At 44.8% G+C, this 26,179-nt stretch carries 21 protein-coding genes; all 21 read left to right on the top strand.

Features of this window, described 5'->3' with window-relative positions; all coding sequences use genetic code 11:
* Window positions 1–10: 10 nt before the first annotated feature.
* The 21 genes from ACYAC5_RS12735 (at window position 11) to ACYAC5_RS12635 (ending at window position 26,179) form a co-directional block, all read left to right on the top strand.
* Entirely contained in the window at window positions 11–733 is a 723-nt protein-coding gene (locus ACYAC5_RS12735; RefSeq protein WP_192411529.1) for an SGNH/GDSL hydrolase family protein, read from the top strand.
* 24 nt (window positions 734–757) lie between these two features.
* Window positions 758–1,936 (top strand): acyltransferase family protein, encoded by a 1,179-nt coding sequence (locus ACYAC5_RS12730; protein WP_110866650.1) that lies wholly within the window; start codon window positions 758–760, stop codon window positions 1,934–1,936.
* Window positions 1,937–2,010: 74 nt separating this feature from the next.
* Window positions 2,011–2,928: a glycosyltransferase family 2 protein gene (locus ACYAC5_RS12725; RefSeq protein WP_101763367.1), complete on the top strand. Its 918-nt coding sequence runs from the start codon at window positions 2,011–2,013 to the stop codon at window positions 2,926–2,928.
* Window positions 2,929–3,001: 73 nt separating this feature from the next.
* Window positions 3,002–3,754: a glycosyltransferase family 2 protein gene (locus ACYAC5_RS12720; protein ID WP_110866651.1), complete on the top strand. Its 753-nt coding sequence runs from the start codon at window positions 3,002–3,004 to the stop codon at window positions 3,752–3,754.
* A 50-nt stretch (window positions 3,755–3,804) separates the two neighbouring features.
* Window positions 3,805–4,839: a glycosyltransferase gene (locus tag ACYAC5_RS12715; RefSeq protein ID WP_101763369.1), complete on the top strand. Its 1,035-nt coding sequence runs from the start codon at window positions 3,805–3,807 to the stop codon at window positions 4,837–4,839.
* Window positions 4,840–4,896: 57 nt separating this feature from the next.
* Window positions 4,897–7,107, top strand: a complete 2,211-nt coding sequence (locus ACYAC5_RS12710) for a phage tailspike protein (RefSeq protein WP_462061861.1) — start codon at window positions 4,897–4,899, stop codon at window positions 7,105–7,107.
* A 232-nt stretch (window positions 7,108–7,339) separates the two neighbouring features.
* The gene (wcaK, locus tag ACYAC5_RS12705; protein ID WP_462061860.1) at window positions 7,340–8,602 is read left to right on the top strand and encodes a colanic acid biosynthesis pyruvyl transferase WcaK; all 1,263 of its coding nucleotides are present in this window, start codon (window positions 7,340–7,342) and stop codon (window positions 8,600–8,602) included.
* Window positions 8,603–8,606: 4 nt separating this feature from the next.
* Complete coding sequence (locus ACYAC5_RS12700; protein WP_312464032.1) at window positions 8,607–9,830, top strand: glycosyltransferase; 1,224 nt, start codon at window positions 8,607–8,609, stop codon at window positions 9,828–9,830.
* Entirely contained in the window at window positions 9,827–11,167 is a 1,341-nt protein-coding gene (locus ACYAC5_RS12695) for an MOP flippase family protein (protein WP_008104858.1), read from the top strand. The genes ACYAC5_RS12700 and ACYAC5_RS12695 overlap by 4 nt, the downstream gene beginning before the upstream one ends.
* Before the next feature lie 326 nt (window positions 11,168–11,493).
* Window positions 11,494–12,387 (top strand): UTP--glucose-1-phosphate uridylyltransferase GalF, encoded by an 894-nt coding sequence (galF, locus tag ACYAC5_RS12690; RefSeq protein WP_101763372.1) that lies wholly within the window; start codon window positions 11,494–11,496, stop codon window positions 12,385–12,387.
* Window positions 12,388–12,435: 48 nt separating this feature from the next.
* Window positions 12,436–13,449, top strand: a complete 1,014-nt coding sequence (gene galE, locus ACYAC5_RS12685; RefSeq protein WP_462061859.1) for a UDP-glucose 4-epimerase GalE — start codon at window positions 12,436–12,438, stop codon at window positions 13,447–13,449.
* 309 nt (window positions 13,450–13,758) lie between these two features.
* Window positions 13,759–14,526, top strand: coding sequence for an ABC transporter permease (locus ACYAC5_RS12680; protein WP_462061858.1), 768 nt, complete (start codon window positions 13,759–13,761; stop codon window positions 14,524–14,526).
* Window positions 14,526–15,263: an ABC transporter ATP-binding protein gene (locus ACYAC5_RS12675; protein WP_309834013.1), complete on the top strand. Its 738-nt coding sequence runs from the start codon at window positions 14,526–14,528 to the stop codon at window positions 15,261–15,263. The genes ACYAC5_RS12680 and ACYAC5_RS12675 overlap by 1 nt, the downstream gene beginning before the upstream one ends.
* Window positions 15,264–15,274: 11 nt before the next feature.
* Window positions 15,275–17,179, top strand: a complete 1,905-nt coding sequence (locus ACYAC5_RS12670; RefSeq protein WP_462061856.1) for a DUF4422 domain-containing protein — start codon at window positions 15,275–15,277, stop codon at window positions 17,177–17,179.
* A 5-nt stretch (window positions 17,180–17,184) separates the two neighbouring features.
* On the top strand, window positions 17,185–18,336 hold the full coding sequence (glf, locus tag ACYAC5_RS12665) for a UDP-galactopyranose mutase (RefSeq protein ID WP_462061855.1): 1,152 nt from the start codon (window positions 17,185–17,187) through the stop codon (window positions 18,334–18,336).
* The gene (locus ACYAC5_RS12660; RefSeq protein WP_462061854.1) at window positions 18,333–19,232 is read left to right on the top strand and encodes a glycosyltransferase; all 900 of its coding nucleotides are present in this window, start codon (window positions 18,333–18,335) and stop codon (window positions 19,230–19,232) included. The genes glf and ACYAC5_RS12660 overlap by 4 nt, the downstream gene beginning before the upstream one ends.
* The gene (locus tag ACYAC5_RS12655) at window positions 19,233–20,360 is read left to right on the top strand and encodes a glycosyltransferase family 4 protein (RefSeq protein ID WP_462061853.1); all 1,128 of its coding nucleotides are present in this window, start codon (window positions 19,233–19,235) and stop codon (window positions 20,358–20,360) included.
* Between the two features lie 13 nt (window positions 20,361–20,373).
* Window positions 20,374–21,600 carry a capsular polysaccharide export protein, LipB/KpsS family gene (locus tag ACYAC5_RS12650; protein WP_462061852.1) on the top strand — a complete coding sequence of 409 codons (1,227 nt, stop codon included), beginning with the start codon at window positions 20,374–20,376 and terminating at the stop codon, window positions 21,598–21,600.
* 159 nt (window positions 21,601–21,759) lie between these two features.
* On the top strand, window positions 21,760–23,169 hold the full coding sequence (gndA, locus tag ACYAC5_RS12645) for an NADP-dependent phosphogluconate dehydrogenase (RefSeq protein ID WP_462061851.1): 1,410 nt from the start codon (window positions 21,760–21,762) through the stop codon (window positions 23,167–23,169).
* A gap of 237 nt (window positions 23,170–23,406) precedes the next feature.
* Window positions 23,407–24,240: a glycosyltransferase family 2 protein gene (locus ACYAC5_RS12640; protein WP_462061850.1), complete on the top strand. Its 834-nt coding sequence runs from the start codon at window positions 23,407–23,409 to the stop codon at window positions 24,238–24,240.
* A 4-nt stretch (window positions 24,241–24,244) separates the two neighbouring features.
* Window positions 24,245–26,179 carry an HAD family hydrolase gene (locus ACYAC5_RS12635; RefSeq protein WP_462061849.1) on the top strand — a complete coding sequence of 645 codons (1,935 nt, stop codon included), beginning with the start codon at window positions 24,245–24,247 and terminating at the stop codon, window positions 26,177–26,179.

Genomic DNA, 26,179 nt, shown 5'->3' with positions numbered 1-26,179 from the left:
GAGAGGAAATATGCGGAAGACTTTACTGGCAATTCTGATCACCTCTGCGCCGCTACTGGCGCAGGCAGAGGATCATCCCGGCACCTTCATCATCGCCGCCTACGGTGACTCCACCACCGCCGGCGTTACCGCGTCGGGCAATCGCAATATCCTCAGTAAAAATAATGAAGTGAGTTTTTTGCAGCAGATGTTGCGTGAGAAATACGGCAACAACATTGAGGTGAAGAACCACGGCATGCCGGGTGCACAGGTTTCGGTGCTGGTTTACGACAAAGACAATACGCCGATGGATTGGTCAGAACGCATGGCGAAATCTGATGCCAACATGATTCTGATTAACTATGCCATCAACGATGCGCGCATCAACTTCTTCAAAGACAAAGGCGAGCGCATTGAAACGCCGCAAGAGTATAAGCGCATCATCACCGAGCTGGTCAAAGGCGCGAAGGCGAATAACAAGCTGGTGGTGTTACAGGAACCGAATCCCATTTGTGGCAAAGCCGAGCGCTGGAACGTCTGGCCGTATGTTTATCAGTTAAATGAAGTGGCTAAAGAGCAGCAGGTGCCAATTGTGAAGCAGTACAGCGCCATCAAGCAGAACCGTGACTGGCAATCTGAGATGTCGCCTGATTGCATTCACCCGAACGAGATGCTTTATAAGCAGAAAGCAGAAAGAACCTTCAACGTCTTAAGCAGCACTTTCGATAGCGTTTTGTCGCGGCACAGCAGCTAACCCAACTCAGATTCAGGAGCTGACATGTATGTATTAATCATGGTGCTGTCATTTTGTCTGGCGCTAATCATTCTGCGAGTATTCTCCTTCCACAAAGGCGTGTACAACAGTAGCGGTATTAAAAGTATCTCTGGTATGCGCGCGCTGCTGGCCAGCATCGTGGCGTTCTCACACTTCGCGCACTACATCTATTCGCTGGATGGTCAGTGGGTGTTCGATAAAGACTATTTTGCCTGGTTCTCCGAAGGCAACTTCTTCGTTAACTCCGGTAAATTCGGTGTACTGCTGTTCTTCATGATCTCCGCCTTCCTGTTCTATCGCTGGCTGGATAATGAAACCCTGACGCCAGGGCAGCTGACGCACAAGCTGCTGAAGTCGCGTATCCGCCGTATCGTCCCGATGTTCTGGTTCTCCGGTTTTGTCATCATCGCGGTAGGCGTGGTGCAGGGCGATCTCACTTATAGCCTCACGGCAGTGAAAGATGCCGTGCTGTGGTTGCTGTTTATTGGCAGCTATCGCATGGGTGATTTCCTGACGGCGGATGTCAACGCCGGTGTGGAATGGACGCTGCGCCTCGAATGGTTGCTGTACCTGTCGATTCCGCTGATTTACGTGCTCAACCGCGCCACCAAAGGTAAATACAAAACGTTGCTGATTCTCGGCTCGATCGGCGTGATTTTCTGCGTGGCGGTTGGCCTGCGTCTGTGGGGCAAAACCTATACCGATCCGCGTCCGGTGCTGGGCTTCGCCATGGGTTATCTGGCGTATAAGTATCGCGACATGTTTGCGCACTACAAAACCTCCAGCCTGGCCGGCTTTGCGGTGATTGTGCTGTCGCTGTTCTCGCTGTCGTTCACCAGCAATACCTTCTGGTATCTGATTTTCCTCTGCTGCCTGACGGTAATCTTCTTTATTGTCAGCAGCGGCAACGCCGTGTTTGGCATTCTGGAAAACAAAACCCTGATGTCGATTGGTGAGGTGAGCTACAGCCTGTATCTGATTCACGGTGTGGTGCTCTATTTCATCAAGCAGATTCCGGAAACGCTCTATCCGCATTCGTTCCTGTTCTACACCTTGCTTTCAACGTTGTTCTTTGTCGCCTCCTTCTATGTGGCGAAATTGACGTATCTGTTTGTCGAGAAACCGTTTATCGGCAGTAGCAACAAGAAGAAAGTGGCGATGAAGACCTCGCCGACAAATTAGGACATCACCCATTATTCTTTTGAGCCCACAAGTTATATCATTGATTTTGTAACTTTTTTAATGAGGTGCTGGCAATGCAGGAGATTCGCTTCTCAATTGTTATTCCCGCGTATAACGCGTCGAAATCGATTGTCACGACGCTAGATTGCGTCAAAGCGCAAACCTATCGCAATTTTGAAGTCATTATTGTTGATGACAAATCGGCCGATGCGGCTGAACTGGCGCAGGTGGTACGCAGCGAACGTTATCAGGATTTGGCTATCAAACTAGAGCTGTCTGAGGTCAAACTCAACGGCGCTGGCGCCCGTAACAAAGGTATTGAGCTGGCAACCGGCGACTTTATCAGCTTCCTCGATGCCGACGATGAGTGGCATCCGGACAAGTTATTGGTGGCGAGTGAAACCATCGCCAAACTGGAAGCGCAGGGCAAATCGCGCTACGTCATCTTTAGTCAGGTGAACATCCATCAGGATGGCAGCTTCCTCAAGGTGATGCCGATGCAACCGCCCGGCAAAAACGAAACCGTGGCCGAGTATCTGTTTGGCTGTTACGGCTTTATTCAAACCAGCACCATTGTGCTGAAGCGCGAAGATGCGGCGCAAATCCAGTTTGACGCGCGCTATATTCGCCATCAGGATTATGACTTCTGCATCCGCGCTGACCGCATGGGTTACGCCTTCGTGATGATCGATAAGCCGCTGGCAACCTACCATCTGGTGACCAAATTTGGTTCCAAGCACAAAGGCGAATCGGTCAAATACTCCTTCTTCTGGCTCGATACCATGAAGCCGCATCTGACCACGCGTGACATCCATACTTACAAGGCGTTCAAGCTGCCGCTGCGCTACAAGATGGATGGTAAATCGCTGCAGGCCAGCCTCAGCTTTGCACGCTACTTCTTCCTCACCAACCGTGACAATCGCGCCTACTTCATGAATCGCCTGCTCGATAAGGTGAAGTCGCGCTTCTCGGGCAGAAGAGCCGTCTCCTGATTCACTTTTAAACACTTTCACTTGCTCCCTACACGGGGGCAATTTTTTGGTTCCTGAAACTCCGGGTAGACAAATGACAAATCATGTTGGCACCGTCGGTATTGTGATGCCGATGTATAACGCGCGAAATACCGTTCTGCGCGCGGTTGAGTCGATCATCAACCAGACCTACAGCGACTGGCATCTTTACCTGATCAACGACAAATCCACCGATGATTCACTCGCCTTGGTGCGTGAACATTGTCAGGACGCGCGTATCACCATTCTCGACAACGAGGTCAATCAGGGCGCAGCCGAAACCCGTAACGTGGGGCTGCGCGCAGCGAAAGAAGCGATCATCGCGTTTCTCGACAGCGATGACGAATGGCACCGCGAAAAACTGGCCGAACAGACGGCCGCGATCGCCGCCGGCGACGATTTCGTGATCACGCATTATCACTACAAAACCAAAACCGCTGACCACGATATCAACTACAGCAAACCCTACCTGCAGCAGGAAAACTTCGTGAAGAAGCAATATCGTGTTTGCTTCTCCTCGGTGTGTTTCCGCCGTCCTCCACAGGGCATCTTCTTCCAGCGTAAAGGCCACGAAGATTTCCTGTTCCTCTATGAGTTGTTCCTCCGCTACAAACAAGCCCGCGTGATCCAGAAAACCCTGGTCAACTATTACGAGTTGGGCGATTCACTGTCGCGCAACAAAAATAAAGCGGCGAAGTGGCACCTCGAATTATTAAGAATTATCTATAAAAACAATCCGTTAAAAGTATATTACTATTATGTCTGGTATATGGTGAATGGGGTTCTTTTTGCCTTAAAACACCGCTAAGCGCAACGGTGATTTAGCTGCTTTTATATTTTTGAGGTGGAAAGGATTGTATGAAAAAGATCGTTTTGGTGATTAAAGATGCCTACTCGTATGCGGGCACGGAAAACATCTGCAACTTTATGTCTGAGTGCCTCGGCGAGCAGCATGAAGTCACCATTTACTCGCTGGAAGGCCATGGCAAAACCTTTTATCCGTTCGAACGGGTGAAAAAAATTGTCAGCTTTGAAGGCCACAGCAACCCAATTAAAAGCGCCGTTAGCAGCATTCATCAGGAAGGCTTCGACAGCGTATTCCTGATCAGCATGGGTCGCCTGAGCGTGATGTTTGCCTTCTGGAACCTGATGGCGCTGAAGAAGAAGCGCTTTAAGGCGTATGCCTGCGAACACATCGCGATTAACTCGTTCAGCAAGCCGATTAAGCTGCTGAAGTGGCTGATGCTGCGCTATTACGACCAGGTGATCGTCCTGACCGACAAAGATCATCAGGTGTTTAACCGCTGGAATATTGCCAGCCAGCAAATCCCCAATCCGGTGGTGTACAAAGCGTTTCAACGTCAAACGCGCAGCCGTCAGGCGCTGGCGGTGGGACGTCTTGATAACCAGAAAGGCTTCGACCTGCTGCTGGATATCTGGGCCGACTTCAGCAAGAAACATCCCGAGTGGAAACTGGTGATTGCCGGTGACGGCGAACTACGCCAGCAGCTACACGATCAGGCTGCGGCGTTAGGTATCACTAATAGCGTTAACTTTGTCGGCAAAGTCAGCAACATCAACGATTACTACCGCGAAAGCGACATGGCGCTGATGACGTCGCGCTATGAAGGCTTGCCGCTGGTGCTGCTGGAAGCCAAATCCTGGTCGCTGCCGGTGGTGGCGTACGATTGCCCAACCGGGCCGCAGGAGATCATCAACCACGGTGAAGATGGCTTCCTGGTGCCGATGAATGACAAAACCACCTTTATCAAGCGGATGGAGCAGCTCGCCAGTGATGATGGCCTGTTCTACGCCATGAGTGAAAAAACCAAAGAAACCGCGCTCAAGTTTGACGGTAATCAGATCAAGCAGAGCTGGCTCGCCCTTGTTTAGCGACAATTATCGTGCCTCGGGAATCCTTTTTGGCCGCACAACCACGGGAATTGAAGCATGAAAAGAAGAGAAGTCTTGCAGGCCGCAGCCTCCTCGATTGTTACTGCGCTCTCAGTGAGTGCGTTTTCCAGCTACGCCGCAAAAAGTGGTCAGCCAACGTTAAAATCCGTCGATCCTGCCAGCGTACCGGCAGGCGATGTGCCGATTCTGACGCCAGAAAACGTCTATACCATGCCGCCGCAGTTCTGGCAGAACTTCGAGGGCAAACTGTGGATCGGTAAAGCGGGCAGCGATGCCAGCCAGGCCGGCAACCAGATCCCGGTGTTTCTGCGCGATGCCAATGGCAAAGTGTCACAAATCAGCCAGCCGATTGCGCTGAACAAGGGCAACTTCGCCCAGTTCATTCACGACAATGCGGCGTTGATCGCCAATCCCGCGCACTCAATGGTGGTGGAGGACGATCAGGGCCATACACTGTTTTCTATCAGCGATGTCTCGCGCCCTAATCAAAGCAACTTCAGCCAGCGTCTGGCGCAGCCGAACGGCTACCAGCTGATTGGTGAAATCCCATCGGTTGAAGAGCTGCGCAAAACCCGTCCGCTGTTTGCCGGTGCCAAAATCAAGCTGAAAAGCTGGCACGAAGGGCTGGAAGTGGGCGGCGGCGAGTTTGTCGGCACCTTCGGTGATGGCAAAGATGATGGCGGCGTGAACTTCAGCGGCAACGGTTTTACCTGGCGTCGCGTGGTGGAAGATTTTAATCGCCTGACGCTGTTTGATTTCGGTGCTATTGCCGACGGCAAAACCGACACAGCACCGGCGATCAAAGCCATGTATCAATGGTCGATTGATGCCAGCCAGCAGATTTGCGTGCAATTCCCGGCTGGCACCTTCTTTGTCTCTGAATGTGATTTCGGTGACGAAGGACGTCGCTTCTTCCGCATTTCCGGCGCGATGGTCAACTTCGGTTATTTCCCGGCGACCACGCTGGTTTCCGACGGTCGCTCCGAATTCCTGTTCCAGGTAAATGCGCGCTGGACGGAAATCTCCAACCTGAATTTCAACGGCAACACCGACAAGCGTCCAAACAAGCAGGGTTTGTTCCGCAATACCTGTCCGGGCGGCCAGTTCTTCCGTGGTGCCTGCTTGCGCTTCAATCAGGTGGGCGGCGTTTCGCTCAGCCTGCTGGATACGCTGGATTGCAAAATCGACCAGTGGTACGCCAACGCCTGTACCGGCGATGTGATTAAGGCCAGCTGGTCGGGGCAAAAGGCCGGTGCCTGGGACCACAGCACCGCGATTGAGCTCTCCAACTTCAACGCCCAGCACTGTAAAGGCGGCATGGTGTTGAATCTGCCGCGCTGCAGCCAATCCATCATCCACAACGGCTGGATTGAGCACAGCGATTTCCCTGGCGACATCTCGAACGGCCAGTGGATTGTCGATGCGCTGAGCATTGAGGATTGTAAGAACCCGCTTAACGCGCGTAACTCGCGCCTTAATATGCGCCAGACCAATCTGCAGTCGGGCAGCTGGATTGATAACTCGCTGGAAGGTGAGCGCTGGCTGAACATCTGGGAAATGGGCTCAACGCGCGTTGAATCCTACGGCGTCGCCATTGATGGCAGTCTGAAATACAACTACATCACCTCGCGCTTCCGCCTGACCAACAACAGCGATCAGCAAACCTGGTTTGAACTCGGCAACTTCTACTCGCCAACGGTGGGCGATAGCTGGGAGATCGAGGTATTTGGTCAGTCACAGTTTAATAACGGTACTGCCAATCAGCCGCTGATGGATGTTATCGACGGCAAAGGCACCGGCGGACGCGCGGTGATTCATCTGCAGCGCAAGAAAAACAAAGCGGAAGCCAGCTGGTCAGCGGAAGGTAGCTCGCCGGTGGTGGAGGTTCGTTTCGAACCGCGCACCGATACCGACACCAAAGTGTTCGTGAAGTTAGCGGGCTGGACGCCGACCACCGCTGTGCTGATCAAAAGCACCGCCAAGGATCGCTTCTTGACCGGTCGCTGCGCGCGCGTTGACGCCGTGATGGACAAAGGCGCGCCGGGCAGCGCAGCGCAACAGGCCCCGCAGCGTTTTAGCCTGCACAACGGCAAAGCCGGCGTCGGCGGTAACGAGCAGGGCGATCTGCTGCTGGCCTCTCGCGCGCTCAAGCCGGAACAGGTGGATACGCGCGAACCCAAAGGTTTCATCTCGGTAGTGATCAATGGCGAGCAGGTGGCTATGCCGTATTACACCGTGAAGTCATAACACACACCCATCGTAGCGGCGCAATTCATTGCGCAATGCCAATTTCAGGTACGCGCGATGCATCGCGCCGCTACGGAATGTGCATAGTTTGTAAGCAGTACTGAATAGAAATGCAATTAGCACCACTTTTTTGGGGTTTACTCCCATTGCAGTCCTTTGAATCAGAGTTCACTTTGCCAGTGCAGCTATTGGCGGCTTGTAAAAATTACAAAAATTTTTCCGGAGTTTTTTTATGAAGATTTTATTGGTAGGAAACCATACCTGTGGAAATCGTGGGGATGGCGCGATTTTACGTGGGCTGATTGATTCACTGAAATCCGCGCGCGCGGATTTGGATATCGATGTGATCAGCCGTTATCCAACAAGCTCTGGCTATTTACTGCAGCAGGATATCCAGCAGGATTCCCTGTTCCTGCACAACAGCAAGTCGGGCAAAGGGTTAGTGGGCAGCCTGAAACGCAAGGTGGCAAACCGCCTGATGCCGGACATCATGATGGCGCACCTTGGCAAAGGCGGCGTGTACAAATCCTTCTCGGTGCCACCGCATCTGGCGGCGTTCACCCAAAGCCTTGCACAATATGACGCGATTATTCAGGTTGGCGGCTCGTTCTTCGTCGATCTCTACGGCGTGACCCAATTCGATCACGCGCTTTGTGCGCTGATGGCGAAAAAGCCGCTGCATATGGTCGGTCACTCGGTCGGTCCGTTCGAGAACCCGCGCGTTAATGCGCTGGCGAACTTTGTCTTCGACCGCGTTGACAGCCTGGTGCTGCGCGAAGAGGTGAGCTACGACCGCCTGAAGCAAGATGGCGTGACCACCAGCAAAGTGAAGAAGGGTGTTGATACCGCGTTCCTGGTTGAAGCGCGTGAAGTGGCCAATCCAAGCTATAACCTGCTGCACTGGCAGGCGATTATCAGCGCACGCAAAACCATTGCGATTACCGTGCGTGAACTGGCGCCGTTCGACAAACGTCTTGGCGTCACGCAGAAAGAGTATGAAGCTGCCTTTGGCCGCGTGATTAACGCGATGATTGCCGAAGGTTATCAGGTGGTTGCCTTCTCTACCTGTACCGGTATTGATAGCTACGCCAAAGATGACCGCATGGTGGCGCTGACGTTGCGCGATCATGTCGAGCATCCCGAGCATTACCATGTCATCATGGACGAGTTCAACGACCTCGAACTCGGCATCCTCCTCAGCCATTGTCATCTGACCATTGGTACCCGCCTGCACTCCGCCATCATCTCCATGAACTTTGGTACGCCAGCCGTGGCCATCAACTACGAGCACAAGTCGCTCGGCGTGATGAAACAGCTTGGCCTGCCGCAGATGGCCACCGATGTGCAGAGCCTGATGGACGGTTCGCTCATCGATAAAGTGCAGACGGTGCTGGCCGACTACGACAACGTGAAACACAAAGTTGATACCGCGGTGGCGCAGGAGCGTGAGATTGGTAACCGCATTACAGCAGAAATTCTCAACGTCCTGGGGTGAAGTGATGAAGCTGACCTTTTTCACCATGCGTTTTCCTGTTGCCTCTGAGACCTTCGTGCTCAATCAGGTGACGCATTTCATCGATGCAGGCTACGACGTGGAGATTATCTCCGTGTTTCCGGGCGATATGATTAATCGCCACGCCGCGTTCGATGACTACAATTTGGCAGCGAAAACCCACTATTTACTGCCGGAAGAGAAAGTATCCAATCTTGATAAGCTGACGCAGCGTATCGGGTTGATACTGCCGAAAATCACCAAAGGCGCGCTGCTCAAGTCGCTGAATGTGCGTCGCTACGGCGCACAGGCCAGCAAACTGCTGCTGCCGGCGATTGTCGCCAACACTAAACAGCCTTACACCGCCGATGTGTTTCTGGTGCACTTTGGCTATGCCGGCGCGCTGGCTAACAAGCTGCGCGAACTCGGCGTGCTGAAAGGCAAGCAGGCGACGGTGTTCCACGGCGCGGATATTTCGCGTCGTCACATCCTGGAAGAGCACAAGCTCGACTACGTCAACCTGTTCAAACAGAGCGAACTGATGCTGCCTATCAGCCACTTGTGGGAGAACAAGCTGATTGATATGGGTTGTCCGCGCGCCAAGGTGCATGTCACGCGTATGGGCATCGAGCCGGAGAAGTTTAACTTCCGTCCGCGCGAGGCGTTCCATCAACCGTTGCGCATCGTCTCAGTCGCGCGTCTGACCGAGAAGAAAGGGTTGGATGTGGCGGTGAAAGCCAGCGAAATCCTGCGCAATAATGGCGGCCAGTTCCAGTTCACCATCATCGGTAACGGCGAGCAGGATGGCATGATGCGCGAGCACATCGCGCGCGCTGGATTGCAGGATTACGTCACCATGCCGGGCTTCAAGCCGCAGGATGAGATTCGTCAGGCGCTGAACGAGGCGGACATCTTCCTGCTGCCGTCTAAAACCGCCGCAGATGGCGATATGGAAGGCATTCCGGTGGCGCTGATGGAAGCGATGGCAGTTGGCTTGCCGGTGGTGTCGACCTATCACAGCGGCATTCCTGAACTGATTGAGAATGACGTCAGCGGATGGCTGGTGGCCGAAAACGATCCTGACGAGCTGGCAGCGACGTTGCTGCGCCTTTCGCGTGGCGACGTGGATGTGGCACCGGTGGTCGCCGCTGCGCGGCAGAAAGTCGAAACTGAGTTCAATCAGCACATCGCTTACGGTGAGCTGGCGAAAATTCTGGAGCGCATGGTGTGAGCGGATTAAAAAAACAGGCCGTTTGGCTGTTTGGTAGTACCTGTTTTGCCGCATTGCTTCAGGTGTTACAGCTCGCCGTGCTGGCGCGCAAACTGGAAACGCACGAGCTGGGTTTACTGGCGATCATCAATGCGATTCTGGCGGTGGCGACCGTGCTGCAGGACATGGGCATGAGCAGCTACATCGTGCATCGCCAGGATATTAATCGCCGCGAGCAGAGCACCATTTACTGGGTGAACGTGTCGCTCAGTTTCTGCACCGGCTTGATTATGCTGGCGATTGCCTATCCGGTGGCGTGGTTCTATCACTTGCCGGAGCTGGTGGGCCTGATCATGCTCACCAGCCTCAACTTCCTGGTGCTGGGACATCTGTCGCAGTATCAGGCGCACTATGTGAAAACCAAACGCATGGTAACGCTGGCGAAGATTGAGATGGCCACCAAGCTGTTTGCGTTCCTGTGTACCGTGGCGATGCTGTATTACACCTCGCTTACCGTGGCCGCGGCGATTCTTGGTCTGTTCATCAACGCCTTCACGCGCATTCTTTGCATGATCTACTTCGGCGAGAAATCCTGGCGTCCGACCTGGGAGTTCGACGGCAAAACCTTCGTCAGCGCCGTGCGTTATGGCGTATATCAGCTTGGTTCGCAGACCATCAATCAGCTGCGTACCCAGGCCGATGCGCTGATCGTCGGTAAAGTGATGGGTGCGGAGATGCTGGGGATTTACTCGCTGGCAAAAGAGCTCATTCTGCAACCGCTGAAGCTGGTTTCGCCGGTGATTAACCGCCTGGCATTGCCGCGCTTCGCTGAGAAGCAGCACGATCCAGAGCAGCTGAAAAAGCTGTTCCTGAAAGGCACTTTCGTCATCATGCTGTTCAGTAGCGCGATGTATCTGGCGATTGGCATTCTTTCCCCGGTCATTGTGCGCGTGCTGTACGGCGCTTCACATGAGCAGGTTTACCATCTGATTCCGCTGATGCTGCTGTTTGGCATGCTGCGTCCGATGGGCGGCTTAACCGGCGCGATTTCCCAAGCCAACGGCCGCACCAATGTTGAGTTCTACTGGAACATTGTGGCGAGCTTAGTGGTGGTTGCGGTGCTGGCGACAACCTACATCTGGCCGAACGTGCTGTATGTGGCGCTGACGCTGTCGATCTCGCAGGTGCTGATTTCGGCCTTTGCCCATCCGTTCTTCATCAAGCCGGTGATTGGCATCCGCTTTATGCCGTATGCACGTCAGTGGGTTTCGGTGTCGGTGGTGTTTGTTGCGCTGATGATGCTAGTTAACCACTTCAACCTGTTCGTGATGCCAGAATGGTTTGAGGGCTGGCTGTAGACATCAACATCCAACCCGCGTGATGAATCGCGCCGCTACAGATGACTCAATGTTTACACGGTCCGTAGCGGCGCCATTTATGGCGCATTATCAACACAGCTTTCAGTCAATCTCTGGTCTCGTCATCACAAATCCTTTCACGATTTTTCAGCGGTTTAGCGCATCGGTTCCTCATTGGCATTTCGGCGTTTTTACCGGCCAAATTGGCGATTTTTGATGGTGTGACAGAGAGTTAGTGCCGGTTTTTCAGATAAAGATTATACTTGCTCGACCGGCCGATCCTGCATAATCGACCCCACGTATTCACTTCATGAAATGGAATAAATATGACCAAGCTTAAAGCAGTAATCCCCGTTGCGGGTCTCGGTATGCATATGCTTCCTGCGACGAAAGCCATTCCGAAAGAGATGCTGCCAATTGTCGACAAACCAATGATTCAATACATTGTTGACGAATGCGTCGCGGCTGGCATCAAGGAGATTGTGCTGGTCACCCATGCTTCCAAAAATGCAGTGGAAAACCACTTCGATACCACTTACGAGCTGGAAGCGCTGCTAGAAGCGCGCGTTAAACGTCAGCTGCTGAGCGAAGTACAGTCAATCTGTCCGCCGGGCGTGACCATCATGAACGTGCGTCAGGCCAACCCGTTAGGCCTGGGCCACTCCGTGCTGTGCGCGCGTCCAATGATTGGCGACAACCCATTTGTGGTGGTGCTGCCAGACGTGCTGCTGGATGACTCCACCGCTGACCACCTGCGTTATAACCTTGCCTCAATGGTTGCTCGCTTCGAAGATACCGGCCACAGCCAGGTGCTGGCGAAACACATGCCGGGCGAAGATCTTACTGAATATGGCGTGCTGACTACCGAAGAGCCGATTGATAACCCAGGCGATATCAGCACCATCACCAGCTTTGTTGAGAAGCCAGAAGCGGGTTCTACCGATTCTGACCTGACAGCAGTTGGCCGTTATGTGCTCTCTGCGGATATCTGGGAAGAGCTGGAGCGCACTGAGCCTGGCGCATGGGGCCGCATTCAGCTGACCGATGCTATCGCCTCTCTGAGCAAGAAGAAGCCAGTTGATGTGCAGCTGCTGACCGGTACCAGCTACGACTGCGGTCGTAAACTCGGTTATATGCAGGCATTCGTCTCTTACGGCTTGCGTAACAACGATCAGGGCCGCGATTTCCGCGAATCTATTCAGAAAATCCTGGCGAAATAAGCTTTCTCATTCTCTACCGCGCCGTTAGCGCGGTTTAAAGGAGTACACATGGCTATTTTGGTAACGGGCGGAGCGGGATACATCGGCTCCCATACGGTGCTGGCGCTGTTAGAGCGCGGCGACGACGTTGTGGTCCTGGATAACCTTTGCAATGCTTCCCGCGAAGCCATCAACCGCGTGGAAAAGCTCTCAGGCAAAAAAGCGGTGTTCGTTGAAGGCGATATCCGCGATCGCGCCTGCCTGCGTGACCTGTTTGCCACTAACGATATCAGCGCTGTGATTCACTTCGCCGCACTGAAAGCCGTTGGTGAATCCACGCGCATGCCGCTGGAATATTACGAAAACAACGTGGCTGGCACCGTGGTGCTGCTGGAAGAGATGCGCGCTGCTGGCGTGTGGAACTTCATCTTCAGCTCATCTGCGACGGTTTATGGCGCCGATGCACCGGTTCCTTACGTGGAAACCACGCCAATTGGCGGTACCACCAGCCCGTACGGTACCTCGAAGCTGATGATCGAATTCGTGATGCGCGACTTCGCGAAAGCCGATCCGAATTTCAAGGCCATCGCGCTGCGCTACTTCAACCCGGTTGGCGCGCATGAGTCTGGCGAAATCGGTGAAGATCCCACCGGCATTCCTAACAACCTGCTGCCGTACATCGCGCAGGTGGCGATTGGCCGTCTTGAGAAGCTGGGCGTGTTTGGCGATGATTACGACACGCCGGATGGCACCGCACAGCGCGACTACATTCACGTTGTCGACCTGGCAGAAGGGCACCTAAAAGCGCTGGACCACTTAGCCAAAGTTGAAGGCTACAAAGCTTACAACCTCGGCGGCGGCGTGGGCTTCTCCGTGCTGGAGATGATCAAGGCGTTTGAGAAAGCGTCCGGTAAGCCGATTCCGTTCGAGTTTAAACCACGCCGTGACGGCGATTTGGCAGCGTTCTGGGCAGATGCCACGCTGGCGAACAACGAACTGGACTGGCGCGTGACGCGCGGGATCGATGCCATGATGCGTGATACGTGGAACTGGCAGTCGAAGAATCCGAATGGATTCCGCTAGTTATACTGTTTATAGCTCAAAGCCTGTCTACGGACAGGCTTTTTTGCTTTATAAATCATGGGGTTTTACATGCTTTTAAGTAGTTATCGGAAATGATAACATTCTGCGCTTATCAAAAAATGCGGATGGTCATTATAAAATTTAAGTAATGTGTTTAGCTTGTTATCGGAAATAGCGGCACGAACTTTCGAAACATGGATTGATTAGTAGTGTACTGGTAGCTAGAGAGCCAGGGGCGGTAGCGTCTGCAGAACTAATCATCGAACATTAAATAATCATTAGCGTAAGCTTAAAATTAGAGCGTAAAGTATGAAGTTTAGTTTGGGATATCTCATTGATTTAATAACAGTAATCACTGAGAAGGAACTTAAAGTTCGCTATAAAAGCAGTTTTCTCGGTTATTTATGGTCAATAGCTAATCCACTTCTATTTGCCATGATTTACTATTTTATCTTCAAGTTAATCATGCGAGTCCAAATCCCTAATTACACAATCTTTATTATCACGGGATTATTTCCCTGGCAGTGGTTTGCAAGCACAACCTCTAACTCGCTGTTTTCGTTCATAGCTAACGCACAAATAATAAAGAAAACAGTTTTTCCAAGATCAGTTATTCCTTTCAGTAATGTCATGATGGAGTGCTTGCATTTCCTTTGCACCATTCCAGTTATCATTGTATTCCTTCTAATATATGACATGACGCCTCATTGGAATTGGATCTATGGCATCCCATTGATTGGCGTTGCACAATTGATTTTCTCCTATGGTATTGCTCTTTTCCTTTCAACGTTGAATCTCTTCTTCCGTGATTTGGAAAGGTTTATTACATTGGGTATTATGCTGCTGTTCTATTGCACGCCAATACTTTATGCCAGTGATATGATACCTGAAAAATATCAATGGTTAATAACCTATAATCCTCTCGCAGATATGGTTTTGAGCTGGAGAGAATTGTTCATGAATGGTCATGTTGATTATGAAAAAATTCTTTCACTCTATGGTATGGGAATCGTGACGCTTACCATTGGTGCATGGGTTTTCAACAAATTAAAATACCGTTTCGCAGAGATTTTATAATGGAAGTCGCAATTGAATTTAAAGCGGTAACTAAAAGTTATCCCTTATATCATCATATTGGCTCAGGAATAAAAGAGCTGATTTTTAACCCCAAAAGAGCATTAACCCTTTTATCAGGTAGAAGCTATCTGGCTATTGAGGATATCAACTTCACAGTTAATAAAGGGGAATCTGTTGCTTTGATAGGCAGAAATGGTGCTGGTAAAAGCACTTCTTTAGGTTTAGTTGCTGGTGTAATTAAGCCTACGGCAGGGAGTGTGACCACCAAAGGCCGAGTTGCTTCGATGCTAGAATTGGGAGGCGGCTTTCATCCTGAACTCACTGGTAGAGAAAATATTAGATTAAATGCCACTCTACTCGGCTTGAGACGTAAGCAATTAAATGAACGAATTGATAAGATCATTGAATTTTCTGAGCTTGGTGAATTCATTGATGAACCGATTCGTGTTTATTCAAGTGGCATGTTAGCAAAACTGGGTTTCTCGGTTATTACTCAAGTCGATCCGGATATTTTGATTATTGATGAGGTTTTAGCTGTAGGTGATTATGCGTTTCAAAAAAAGTGCATTGAGACCATTAATAAATTTAAAGAGAAAGGCGTAACGATACTTTTTGTTAGCCATAATTTAACCGATATTGAAAAGATTTGTGACAGAGTTATATGGATTGAGAACCACCGATTAAAGGCGAGTGGCAATGCGGCTGTAATTTTAGAACAATATCGATCTTCAATGTAAGGAAACAATGAATGAATATTAGCAATGAAAAAGTAAAAATATATACCAGCCACCATAAGCCTAGCGCCTTTTTATCATCAAATGTAATAAAACCAATACATGTAGGAAAAGCCAATAGCTATAATGATATTTGCTGTATAGGTGATAATACTGGAGAAAATATTTCTTTTAAGAATCCATTTTATTGCGAACTTACAGCTCAATATTGGGTGTGGAAGAATGATCTCTCATCAGATTATGTCGGCTTTATGCATTATAGGAGGCATTTAAATTTTTCATCAGATCAAAGCTATGATGAAGATATTTGGGGCGTAATTAATGAAGACGTTATATCTCCTGAATATGAAAAAAAGTTTGGGTTAGATGAAAGCAGCATCATTAGTGCAATTGCCGATTATGATATCTTGTTGCCTAAAAAATGGAGTGTAAAACAGGCGGGGAGCAAGAATAATTATGAACATTATAAAGTATCTCAGCATTTACATATTGAAGATTACCAATCAGCAATAGACAGCTTATTGTATCTATATCCTGAGTATGCTGCAGCAGTAAAAGAATTTAATACTGCGCACGATGGATATTATACGAATATGTTCGTTATGAAATCTGAATTATTTTCAGATTATTCAGAATGGTTATTTTCAATACTTGAAGATGTTGAAAATAATTTTGCGCTCCGTAATTATGATGCACAAGAAAAAAGAGTTGTAGGCCATATCTCAGAAAGGCTGTTCAATATTTATCTGATTCATAAAGAAAAAACTAGCGGGTTAAATAAAAAAGAAATTCAAAGAACTTTTGTTAAAAATGAAACATTTAACGGAAAGTTAAAACAGAATTTTGAATCAAAAAATATCCCTATTGTCATTTGTTTTGATGATAATTACGCATTGAGTGGTGGAGCATTAGTAAACTCCATAGTGAAAAATAGCACTGAAAAAGATAATTACGATATTGTTGTATTAGAAAATGGTGTTTCGGCAAGAAATAAGTCGCGTTTAATTTCGCTAATAAAAAACAAAAATAACTTTTCAATACGCTTCTTTGATGTTAACACATTCAGTGAAATGAAAAGTGTTTATACGCGCGCGCATTTTAGCGCTGCGACTTATGCCAGATTATTTATTCCTTCTTTATTTTCAAATTTCGAAAAAGTCCTGTTTATCGATGCTGATACTATAGTTGAAAGTGATGTAGCAGAATTAGTTCATATTGATATGAAGAATAACCTTGTAGCAGCTGTTAAAGATATTGTCATGGAAGGTTTTGTAAAATTCGGCGCTATTGCTCATCCTGAGGAAGGCAAAAACGAAACAGCAAAAGAATACTTAAATAATGTACTGGCAATGAAGGATACAGAGCGTTACTTTCAGGCTGGCTTAATTCTGTTCAATGTTGCGCAAATGAATGCTGAGAATACATACACTCAGCTAATGGCGACTATGAAATCCAGATCGTTTTGGTTCTTAGACCAAGACATTATGAACAAGGTATTTTACGACCGGGTGCATTATCTGCCATTTGAGTGGAATGTATATCATGGTAATGGCAATACAGATGATTTCTTCCCAAATCTTAAATTTGCATCATACATGGAGTTTTTGGCTTCCAGAAGAAAACCAAAAATGATTCATTTTGCAGGTGAAAACAAGCCATGGGATGCTCCTCATGTCGATTTCTTTGATAACTTCATGTCTTATATCGATGGAACGCCTTGGCAACTAGAAGTTATTAACCGCTTGAACGGAAAGGTTAACGTAATTGCAAATAACACAGGTAGTAACAAAATATTATTCCAGACAAAAGTAAAACGCAAATTGATGCCATATTTAAATCGTTATGCTCCAGTTGGTAGTAAACGTCGGCAGCATATCGCAAAAACGTATTATAAAATTCGTCGGATGATTTTAGGTTAATTTCAATGAGAAAAAATATTTTAATTGTAGGTGCTGGTTTTTCGGGTGCAGTGATTGGGCGTGAACTGGCTGAGGACGGGCACAATGTACGAATCATTGATTCTCGTGCCCATATCGCTGGAAATTGCTATAGCGAGCGAGACGAAAAAACTAATGTAATGGTTCATACATATGGGCCTCATATATTTCATACCGATAATGAGGAAGTCTGGAACTATATCAGTTCACATTGCGAGATGATGCCATACGTAAATAGAGTTAAAGCAACTGTTAATGGACAGGTTTTCTCTTTACCGATCAACTTACACACGATCAATCAGTTTTTTAAAACTACATGTAATCCTGAAGAAGCTAAAAAGCTCATTGAATCAAAGGGTGATGCAACAATCCTTGATCCTAAAACATTTGAAGATCAAGCGTTAAGATTTGTTGGTAAAGAATTATATGAGTCATTCTTTAAGGGCTATACCATTAAACAATGGGGGATGGAGCCAAAAGAGTTGCCAGCTTCTATCTTAAAAAGGCTCCCGATACGTTTTAATTATGATGACAACTATTTCAATCATAAGTATCAAGGCATGCCGAAAGAAGGTTACACCCCAATTGTAGAATCGATTCTAAATCACGAGAATATTACTGTTGAATTGAACACTGATTATAACTCTCAAGAAAAAGAAAATTATGACCATGTATTTTATAGTGGTCAGTTGGATGGCTACTTCGGTTATAATTTAGGGCGCTTAGGATACAGAACTCTAGACTTTGATAAATTCGCTGCCGAAGGTGATTATCAAGGTTGTGCCGTAATGAATTACTGTGAGGTTGATGTACCCTATACTAGGATCACCGAACATAAATATTTTGCCCCCTGGGAAAAGCATGATTCAACTGTATGTTATAGAGAGTATAGTCGCTCTTGTACTGAGAAAGACATTCCTTATTATCCAATTAGACAAATGGGTGAGATGACGTTATTAGGTAAATATTTGGACAGCGCAGAAAAAGAACAAAATATCACTTTTATTGGCCGTCTTGGTACTTATCGTTATCTTGATATGGATGTAACGATTGCTGAAGCATTGGATGTTGTACGTGCGTATCGTCTTTCAGTGCAAGAAAATACCGTAATGCCTAATTTCGTGGTTAATCCAAGATGAAAATCTCGGCTTTAGTCGTAACTTTTAACCGACTAGAAAAATTAAAAAAATGCTGGGCTGCTGTAAAGCAGCTCTCTTTTCATCAAGTCGTAATCGTTGATAATGCATCTACAGATGGAACATATGAGTGGTTATCAACAATAAACGATCCTCGTTTAGTTATACTACGTAATGAAAATAACGAAGGTGGAGCAGGGGGGTTTTTACTCGGTTCAGAATGGATTTCTCATAATACTCAACCTGACTGGGTTCTTTTTTTTGATGACGATGCCTACCCAGAAAGAAATATCATCGATAAATTTTTAGTTAGCGATAAAGGGAATGCGAAAGTTATAGCTTCAAATGTTTATGATCTTAATGGTTCAAGATGCAAAATGAATATTCCTTGGGTGAAAATACCAAACAATATCCAAGATATTTACTTATATAAGAAATCCCCTTTTTTATATGCGGCTGAAGATGAAGGTTGTTCTGAAATTAGCACCTTCTCATTTGTAGGAGTTTTCATTGATTTTGAAACTTTAAAAAATTCTTATTTTGAAATAAAGAAAGAGCTCTTTATTTATTTTGATGATGTTTATTACTCGTGGTCATTAAAAAAAATGGGTTGTAAGATGATTTATAATCCAGATCTCATTTTCCATCATGATGTTGTAGAATCGTCTTCAGCAATTCTTCCGTGGAAAATATATTACCTAGCGCGAAATTTAATATTGTCAAGGAAGATATTTCCATCAGAACCTCCATTTAGTCTGTTTTCAATTATTCTAAGATTGTGTAAGTACATTTGTATGGCTAGAAATTCAAATAACAAAATTAATTATTTGAAGTCGCTGTTTAAAGGGATGATGGATGGGGTGATATATAATTTCAAGGGGAAGGTAGATGGTAATTAAATGAAGAAGATTTGTTTCTATATTAATTCAGATTGGTATTTCAACCTTCACTGGCTTGACAGGGCGACTGCTGGGGTAAATGAAGGTTATGAAGTTCATGTTATTTGCAACTTTGAAAGTAAAGAAATTATTAATAAATTTCGGTCTCTTGGTATTATTACACATGATTCCAAAATGTCAGAGCAATCATTAAATCCGCTCATTATTATAAAAGATATTTTGAAGTCGATAAAATTAATAAACACTATTAATCCTGATATTTTACATTGCATAACAATTAAGCCCTGCCTAATTGGCGGTTGCTACGCTAAAGTTTGTAAAAAGAATCTCGTTTTAAGTTTTGTCGGGTTAGGTCGAGTATTTTCTTCAGACGAAAAAAAATATTTATTTCTAAAAAATATGGTGGCACCTCTTTATCGCTGGATCACAGCAAAAAAAGATGTATTTCTTATTTTTGAACATGAAAATGATAGAAGTAGAATAATTCAAATGACTGGTGTTCGACAAGATAAAACCATTGTCATTGAAGGTGCTGGCATTGATGTCAAAGATTTTAATTATGTAAAAGAAGAAATTAAACCAACCCCAATTGTTCTTTTTGCAAGTCGTTTGATTTGGAGTAAAGGTCTAGCAGATTTGATTGAAGTTAAAAGAAACCTTGAAGCTAAGAATATTTTTTTCGAATTGAATGTTGCTGGAATATCTGTAAAAAATGATCCTGATTGCATACCTGATAATGTTATTGAACAATGGTCTGCTGAAAAAAAAATAAATTGGCTTGGTAAAAGTAATAACGTTAAAGAACTTATCGAGATGTCTAATATTGTCGCGCTTCCCTCAGTTTATGCTGAAGGCGTTCCCAGAATCTTGATCGAAGCTGCTGCGGTCGGGCGTGCATCAATAGCATATGACACGGGAGGATGTACCAGCATCATCGAAAATAACCTAACAGGCTTTATAGTTCCAAAAAATGATATCGCACAATTATCCCAAAAAATTGAGGAGTTGTTAATCAATGCTCGATTAAGAGAAGAACTTGGACTGCGTGCGCGGGAAAGAGTAACGAATCTATTCTCCTCTACAAGCGTTATTGAAAAAACACTGCTCATATATAAAAGCCTGGGCTAATAAAGGAGATTTTATGATACATAAGATAATAGTTGAAATTCCTATTTCGTGGACTAAAAATCCTATCGATGGTTTTAAACATAAAAATTTTATTAGCAATTTAATTTTTGCATTAACTGATAGGAAAATCCCACTTTATTTTAGGGATGTACCTTTTGGTGCGGATCAGGCACCACGATTGCCTGAAAAAGGGACAATGATATTTTCATATCATTCATGGGGTAATGAAAAAAATGTTTATAAAATGAAAGAATCCCCAGTAGTTCCTCTTTTCTCAATTGATGCTCATGGTTATTCAGGTTGGTCTGATATAGTTGTTAATCCGCATAAATATGAGGGAGATATAAAGTCTATATCAGAATCTGATGCAGAATCAATAATCTCACATTGGCATGATTTCTTTCTTAGAACAAAATATTCAAAATACCCACAATCTGAAGATATTCTCCCAAATGACATTAAAGATTATGTTTTCTATCCAATGCAGGTTCAAAATGACCCCGTTGCTATTCACAGTAATTATGATGGCATTCAATTATTAAATGATGCTGCTGAGTTGGCAAAAAAAAGTGAATCTTTTTTGGTAGTAAAGAGACATCCTTTTTGTGAGTCATTTGCAGTCGAGGAAGCAATTGAAAAATTAGTTTCAACAAATCAATGGGTTGTTAAAAGTAATAGTAATATCCATGAACTTATTAGAAAAGCTAAGTCTGTTATTACCATTAATTCAGGTGTTGGTATTGAAGCTCTTATTGATGGTGCTTCCGTTTACTGTGCTGGTAAATGCGAATGGCAAACAGCCTGCCACCCATTGAATGGAAAAAATGACCTGACAAAGGCTTTTTCATCGTCTTCATCAGGAATGGATACTTATCAAAAGAAGCATTTAGCTTTTCTACTAAATACATATTGGATTAACCCAGAAAAACCTGAAAATTTTGACTTATTCCTTAATAAAGCATTTGAAGAGTTTGACCCTGAGTATGGAGTGTCAGTTGAAACTGTATCTCCAACGGATGCACTTATGCCAATAATTCTCGATCTTCAAGGTCGTTTAGAATTCGAGCGTAGGCGTTCGGTACAAGCCTTAAAAGATGTAAGAGCTGCTATCGATAGTAACACTGCTCTCAGGAAAGAAAATCAACAAATTTTGAGTCAATTTAGTGATTATGTTGAACGTGTACGTTTATATGAAAACGAACTCGAGCAACTCAGGAAAAAAGTTTCTGTCTCTGATTAAAAATTAAGCTTTAAACAAATGTTATATGTGAGTTTCAAGTTTCCTTTACGTGCTTAATTTTCACTTGAATGTTAGGTTACTGGTAACATAAGGTAAGATGTTTGTGACTCGTTGGCCGAAATAGACACTTTCGTCCACTCATTAAGATAGGAGTATAAAATGTCCAAGCAACAAATCGGTGTTGTAGGTATGGCAGTGATGGGCCGTAACTTGGCTCTTAACATTGAGAGTCGCGGTTACACTGTTTCTATCTTCAACCGTTCACGCGAAAAAACTGATGAAGTTATCGCTGAGAACCAAGGTAAGAAACTCGCACCTTTTTATACTGTTGAAGAGTTTGTTGAATCGCTGGAAAAACCACGCCGTATCCTATTGATGGTGCAGGCAGGTGAAGCGACAGATAAGACTATCGCTTCCCTGACACCGCATCTGGATAAGGGCGATATCTTGATTGATGGTGGTAACACCTTCTATAAAGACACCATCCGTCGTAACAAAGAACTTTCTGATCAAGGCTTTAACTTCATCGGTACTGGTGTTTCTGGTGGTGAAGAGGGCGCATTGAAGGGCCCATCAATTATGCCTGGTGGCCAAAAAGAAGCGTACGAGCTGGTTGCGCCTATCCTCGATAAAATCGCTGCGCGCGCTGAAGATGGTGAAGCTTGCGTTGCTTACATCGGTCCGAACGGTGCCGGTCACTATGTGAAGATGGTTCACAACGGCATTGAATATGGTGATATGCAACTGATTGCTGAGGCTTATGCGCTGCTCAAAGGCGCGCTGGGCTTAAATAATGAAGAGTTAGCTGAAACCTTCACAGAGTGGAACAATGGTGAGTTAAGCAGCTATCTGATCGACATCACTAAAGATATCTTCACTAAGAAAGATGAAGACGGTAAATATCTGGTTGATGTGATTTTGGATGAAGCGGCTAACAAAGGTACTGGTAAATGGACCAGCCAAAGCTCATTGGATCTGGGCGAGCCACTGTCACTGATCACTGAATCTGTGTTTGCCCGCTATTTATCTTCGCTGAAAACTCAGCGTGTTGCAGCTTCCAAGGTACTCAGCGGCCCGCAGGCTAAAGCCTTTACTGGCGATAAAGCTGAGTTTGTAGAAAAAGTACGTCGTGCATTGTATTTGGGCAAGATCGTGTCTTACGCTCAAGGCTTCTCTCAACTGCGTGCTGCTTCCGAAGAAAACGACTGGGATCTGCATTACGGTGAGATTGCTAAGATCTTTCGTGCTGGTTGCATCATCCGTGCTCAGTTCCTGCAGAAAATAACTGATGCATATGCTAATGATACAGACATTGCGAACCTGCTGCTGGATCCATACTTCAAGAATATCGCTGACGAATACCAGCAGGCACTGCGTGATGTTGTTTCTTACGCAATCCAGAATGGTATCCCAACTCCAACCTTCTCTGCGGCAATTGCTTATTACGATAGCTATCGTTCAGAAGTTCTGCCCGCCAACTTGATTCAGGCTCAGCGTGACTATTTCGGTGCACATACTTATAAACGTATCGATAAAGACGGTGTTTTCCATACAGAGTGGTTAGAGTAAAATTAGATATCTAAATGCAAGAAGCCTCTTGGAGGCTTCTTGATTGCAAAAAATTCAAGCACAAACATTCATAGAGAGGGTATCTATAATGTTTATTCTTGTAGGGCTAAGTTTTAAATCAACATGTAATGGTACAGATTATTTATTTTTTGAATAATTTATTTGCATTATCAGTTTCTGCTCATTAAAATGAGAGCTTTCTTAAAAAGCTAAATTATCTAATCATCTTACAATCAAATGAAATCTAAAGTTTTAGTCATCATAAGGCACTATGGTAATCGCAAACGGTTATTATTGCGTGCGTTACAGTCCATAGAAAATCAGACTTATAAAAATCATGAAGTCTATATCCTCTCAATGTCATCAAGTACTGATGACAATTTAAAAAAAGCCTTGCTTCATCCTGATGTGCACACAATATATTCAGATCAACATGCTGTTTTTTTTGCAGAAATGCAAAGTTCTTCTGCAGATAAAATTGCTTTTCTTGATGATGATGATACTTGGGCTCCTGAGTTTCTAACTAGGCTTATAAGTGTCTATGAAAATAGGTTGCAATGCCATAAAACTGTGAAAGCAATATGTTGTCATGTTAACAAAGTTAACGAGGTATCTGAAGGTAATAGAATAATCATTAACACGACATCACCTTTTAACCATTATTTACCCACGGGACCAATTAATTTTGACGCGTTATACTATAAAAATTCAATACCAATATCTTCAATCATATTTAGTAAACATGAGTTTTTAGTTGTTGCTAAAGAGCATGATGTTTTTGATCCGGCCTTTTATTGGGTCTTTTTGATTGATTTTATTTCAGCGTATGATTTATGGCTCGTTCCTGAATCAATGTCATATTATCATTTTAGGGATGCTAATGACTCTTACGTTGGAAATTATTCAATTCTTCAAGATGCGAACAATGAATTTGAATTTACATTAAACCTTCATAGGTTAATGAGAAGAAAAGGCAACACTCAACTCTTAACTATGTTGTTAAATATGTTGGTCAATAAAACTAAACATCATAGATTGACATATTTAGAAAATAAAATTAATGGGAACTGACTTCGTGGACTTGAATTCATTCAAACTAATTAGCTTTGACATTTTTGATACCTTATTGAGCCGAAGATTGTATAGGCCAAAGGATTTATTTTCTTTAATCCAATCCTATATCATCCATGATGACAGTTTTATAAAGTATCCAGAGATTTTAGATAATTTTACTGAGTGGCGTATACAGGCAGAATCTAATTCTAGAGTGGTAAAAGTAAAAAAAACAGGTGGTGAACCAGAGGTTACCATTTCTGACATCTATGCTGAATTTAAATTGTTTTCACATCATATTGATGATGATTTAATATCAAAGTTAATAGCTCTTGAGATCAATATTGAAAAACTTGTTTTATATAAATGCCATGAGGGTGAAAAGCTTTTTAAAAATGCTGTTGAATCAGGCGCTAATGTTATAGTTATCAGCGATATGTATTTCCCATCAAATGTATTAAAAGAATTATTGAATGCATGTGGGTATGATGTTAATGGCGTACGAATTTATAGCTCAGGAGAAGAGCAACTATCTAAGCATAGTGGGGAAATTTATAAGCGTATATTAGATGAGTTGGATATTCAACCAAGTGAATGGTTACATATCGGAGACAACTTACACGCCGATATCAATAATGCCAAAAAGCATAAAATACAAACCCTTCATGCCCAATGGTCTGAGTATTCACATGAACGTTCCTACCATTGGACTGCAAAAGATGTAGTTGGTGAGTCAATTTATCGCTCGCTTGATTTAAAGCAAGCAAGTCAATTCTATAAAAATGATGAATTTGTAGAACTTGGTTTCAAAGTTTTTGGACCATTGTTGCTTGGATTTATATCTTGGTTATCGATGCAACTCAAAAATAAAGGCATTCAAAAGGCATTATTTCTTGCTCGTGACGCTCACTTAATAGAAAGAATATATAATAAGTATTTCAATCATACTAGCATTGATAGTGAATATATTTATCTCTCAAGAGCCTCAACATATAAAATGGGGATGACTGATTGGCCAATGCATCGAATTTGGCACCTATTTGGTGGAAAAAACAAAAAAAGCATATCAAAAATATTCTCTATGCTTGGCCTTGATGCAAAGTTATATATGGCTGATTTACACCATGTTGGTTTCCCTGATGAAAATCATGTTCCTAGAATTGGAGAAGAACACAAAGTTCATTGGCTAATCAATAAATTATTCATCCAAGTGATGAATAAAAATACTCAAATACGAAACAACTACGCCCAATACTTTGTTGATGCTTGTAAGGATTATGAAAAAGTAGCACTAATTGATGTCGGCTGGATGGGGAATATTCAATCTGTTTTTGCGCGATCTTTAGGTGAACATTGGGCATCTAAGGATATTTATGGATTTTATCTTGCAACTTTTGAAGGTGCTTTAGATAATAAATCATATTATAATTCTATGTCTGGATGGCTCTCTGATTATGGTAGTCCCCTGGATAAGCAAAACCATTTATTATCTGGTGGAGTTGAATTAATGGAGTTTGCGTTAGCAGATAATACAGGTTCTACAATAGGCTATATCAAAACAGACGAAGGGATTTTGCCCCTAAGAGATGAGTCAAGTGATTCTGAAAAAGACTATCTTGACAAAGCTGGAAGATTGCAAGATGGAATAATGTCTTTCTTTGAATACGTATCCCCGTTACTCAAAATTAATGTAAACAATACATTTAGCAGCGTAGTACTTGCTGAACCTTTTTTCAAGTTAATAAATGAACCTTCTTCAACTCAATTAAATATTTTGGCATCTCTGACTCATTCTGAGTCAGCAGGGACTAACTCAGAAAGATTAGTCTTGGCTGATCGTATTTCATTAAGACAAAGATTATTCCCAGGAAAAGTATACCAAGAATCTCTTGAAAAAAGTTATTGGAAAGAAGCTTTTAAAAGACTTAATAGAAAACGTTTCTGGAAAAGGTATTGA

The sequence above is a fragment of the Pantoea sp. y20 genome, from assembly GCF_054903455.1.
The sequence above is the reverse complement of the archived record's forward strand: the minus strand, read 5'-3'. Positions and strand labels throughout refer to the sequence as shown.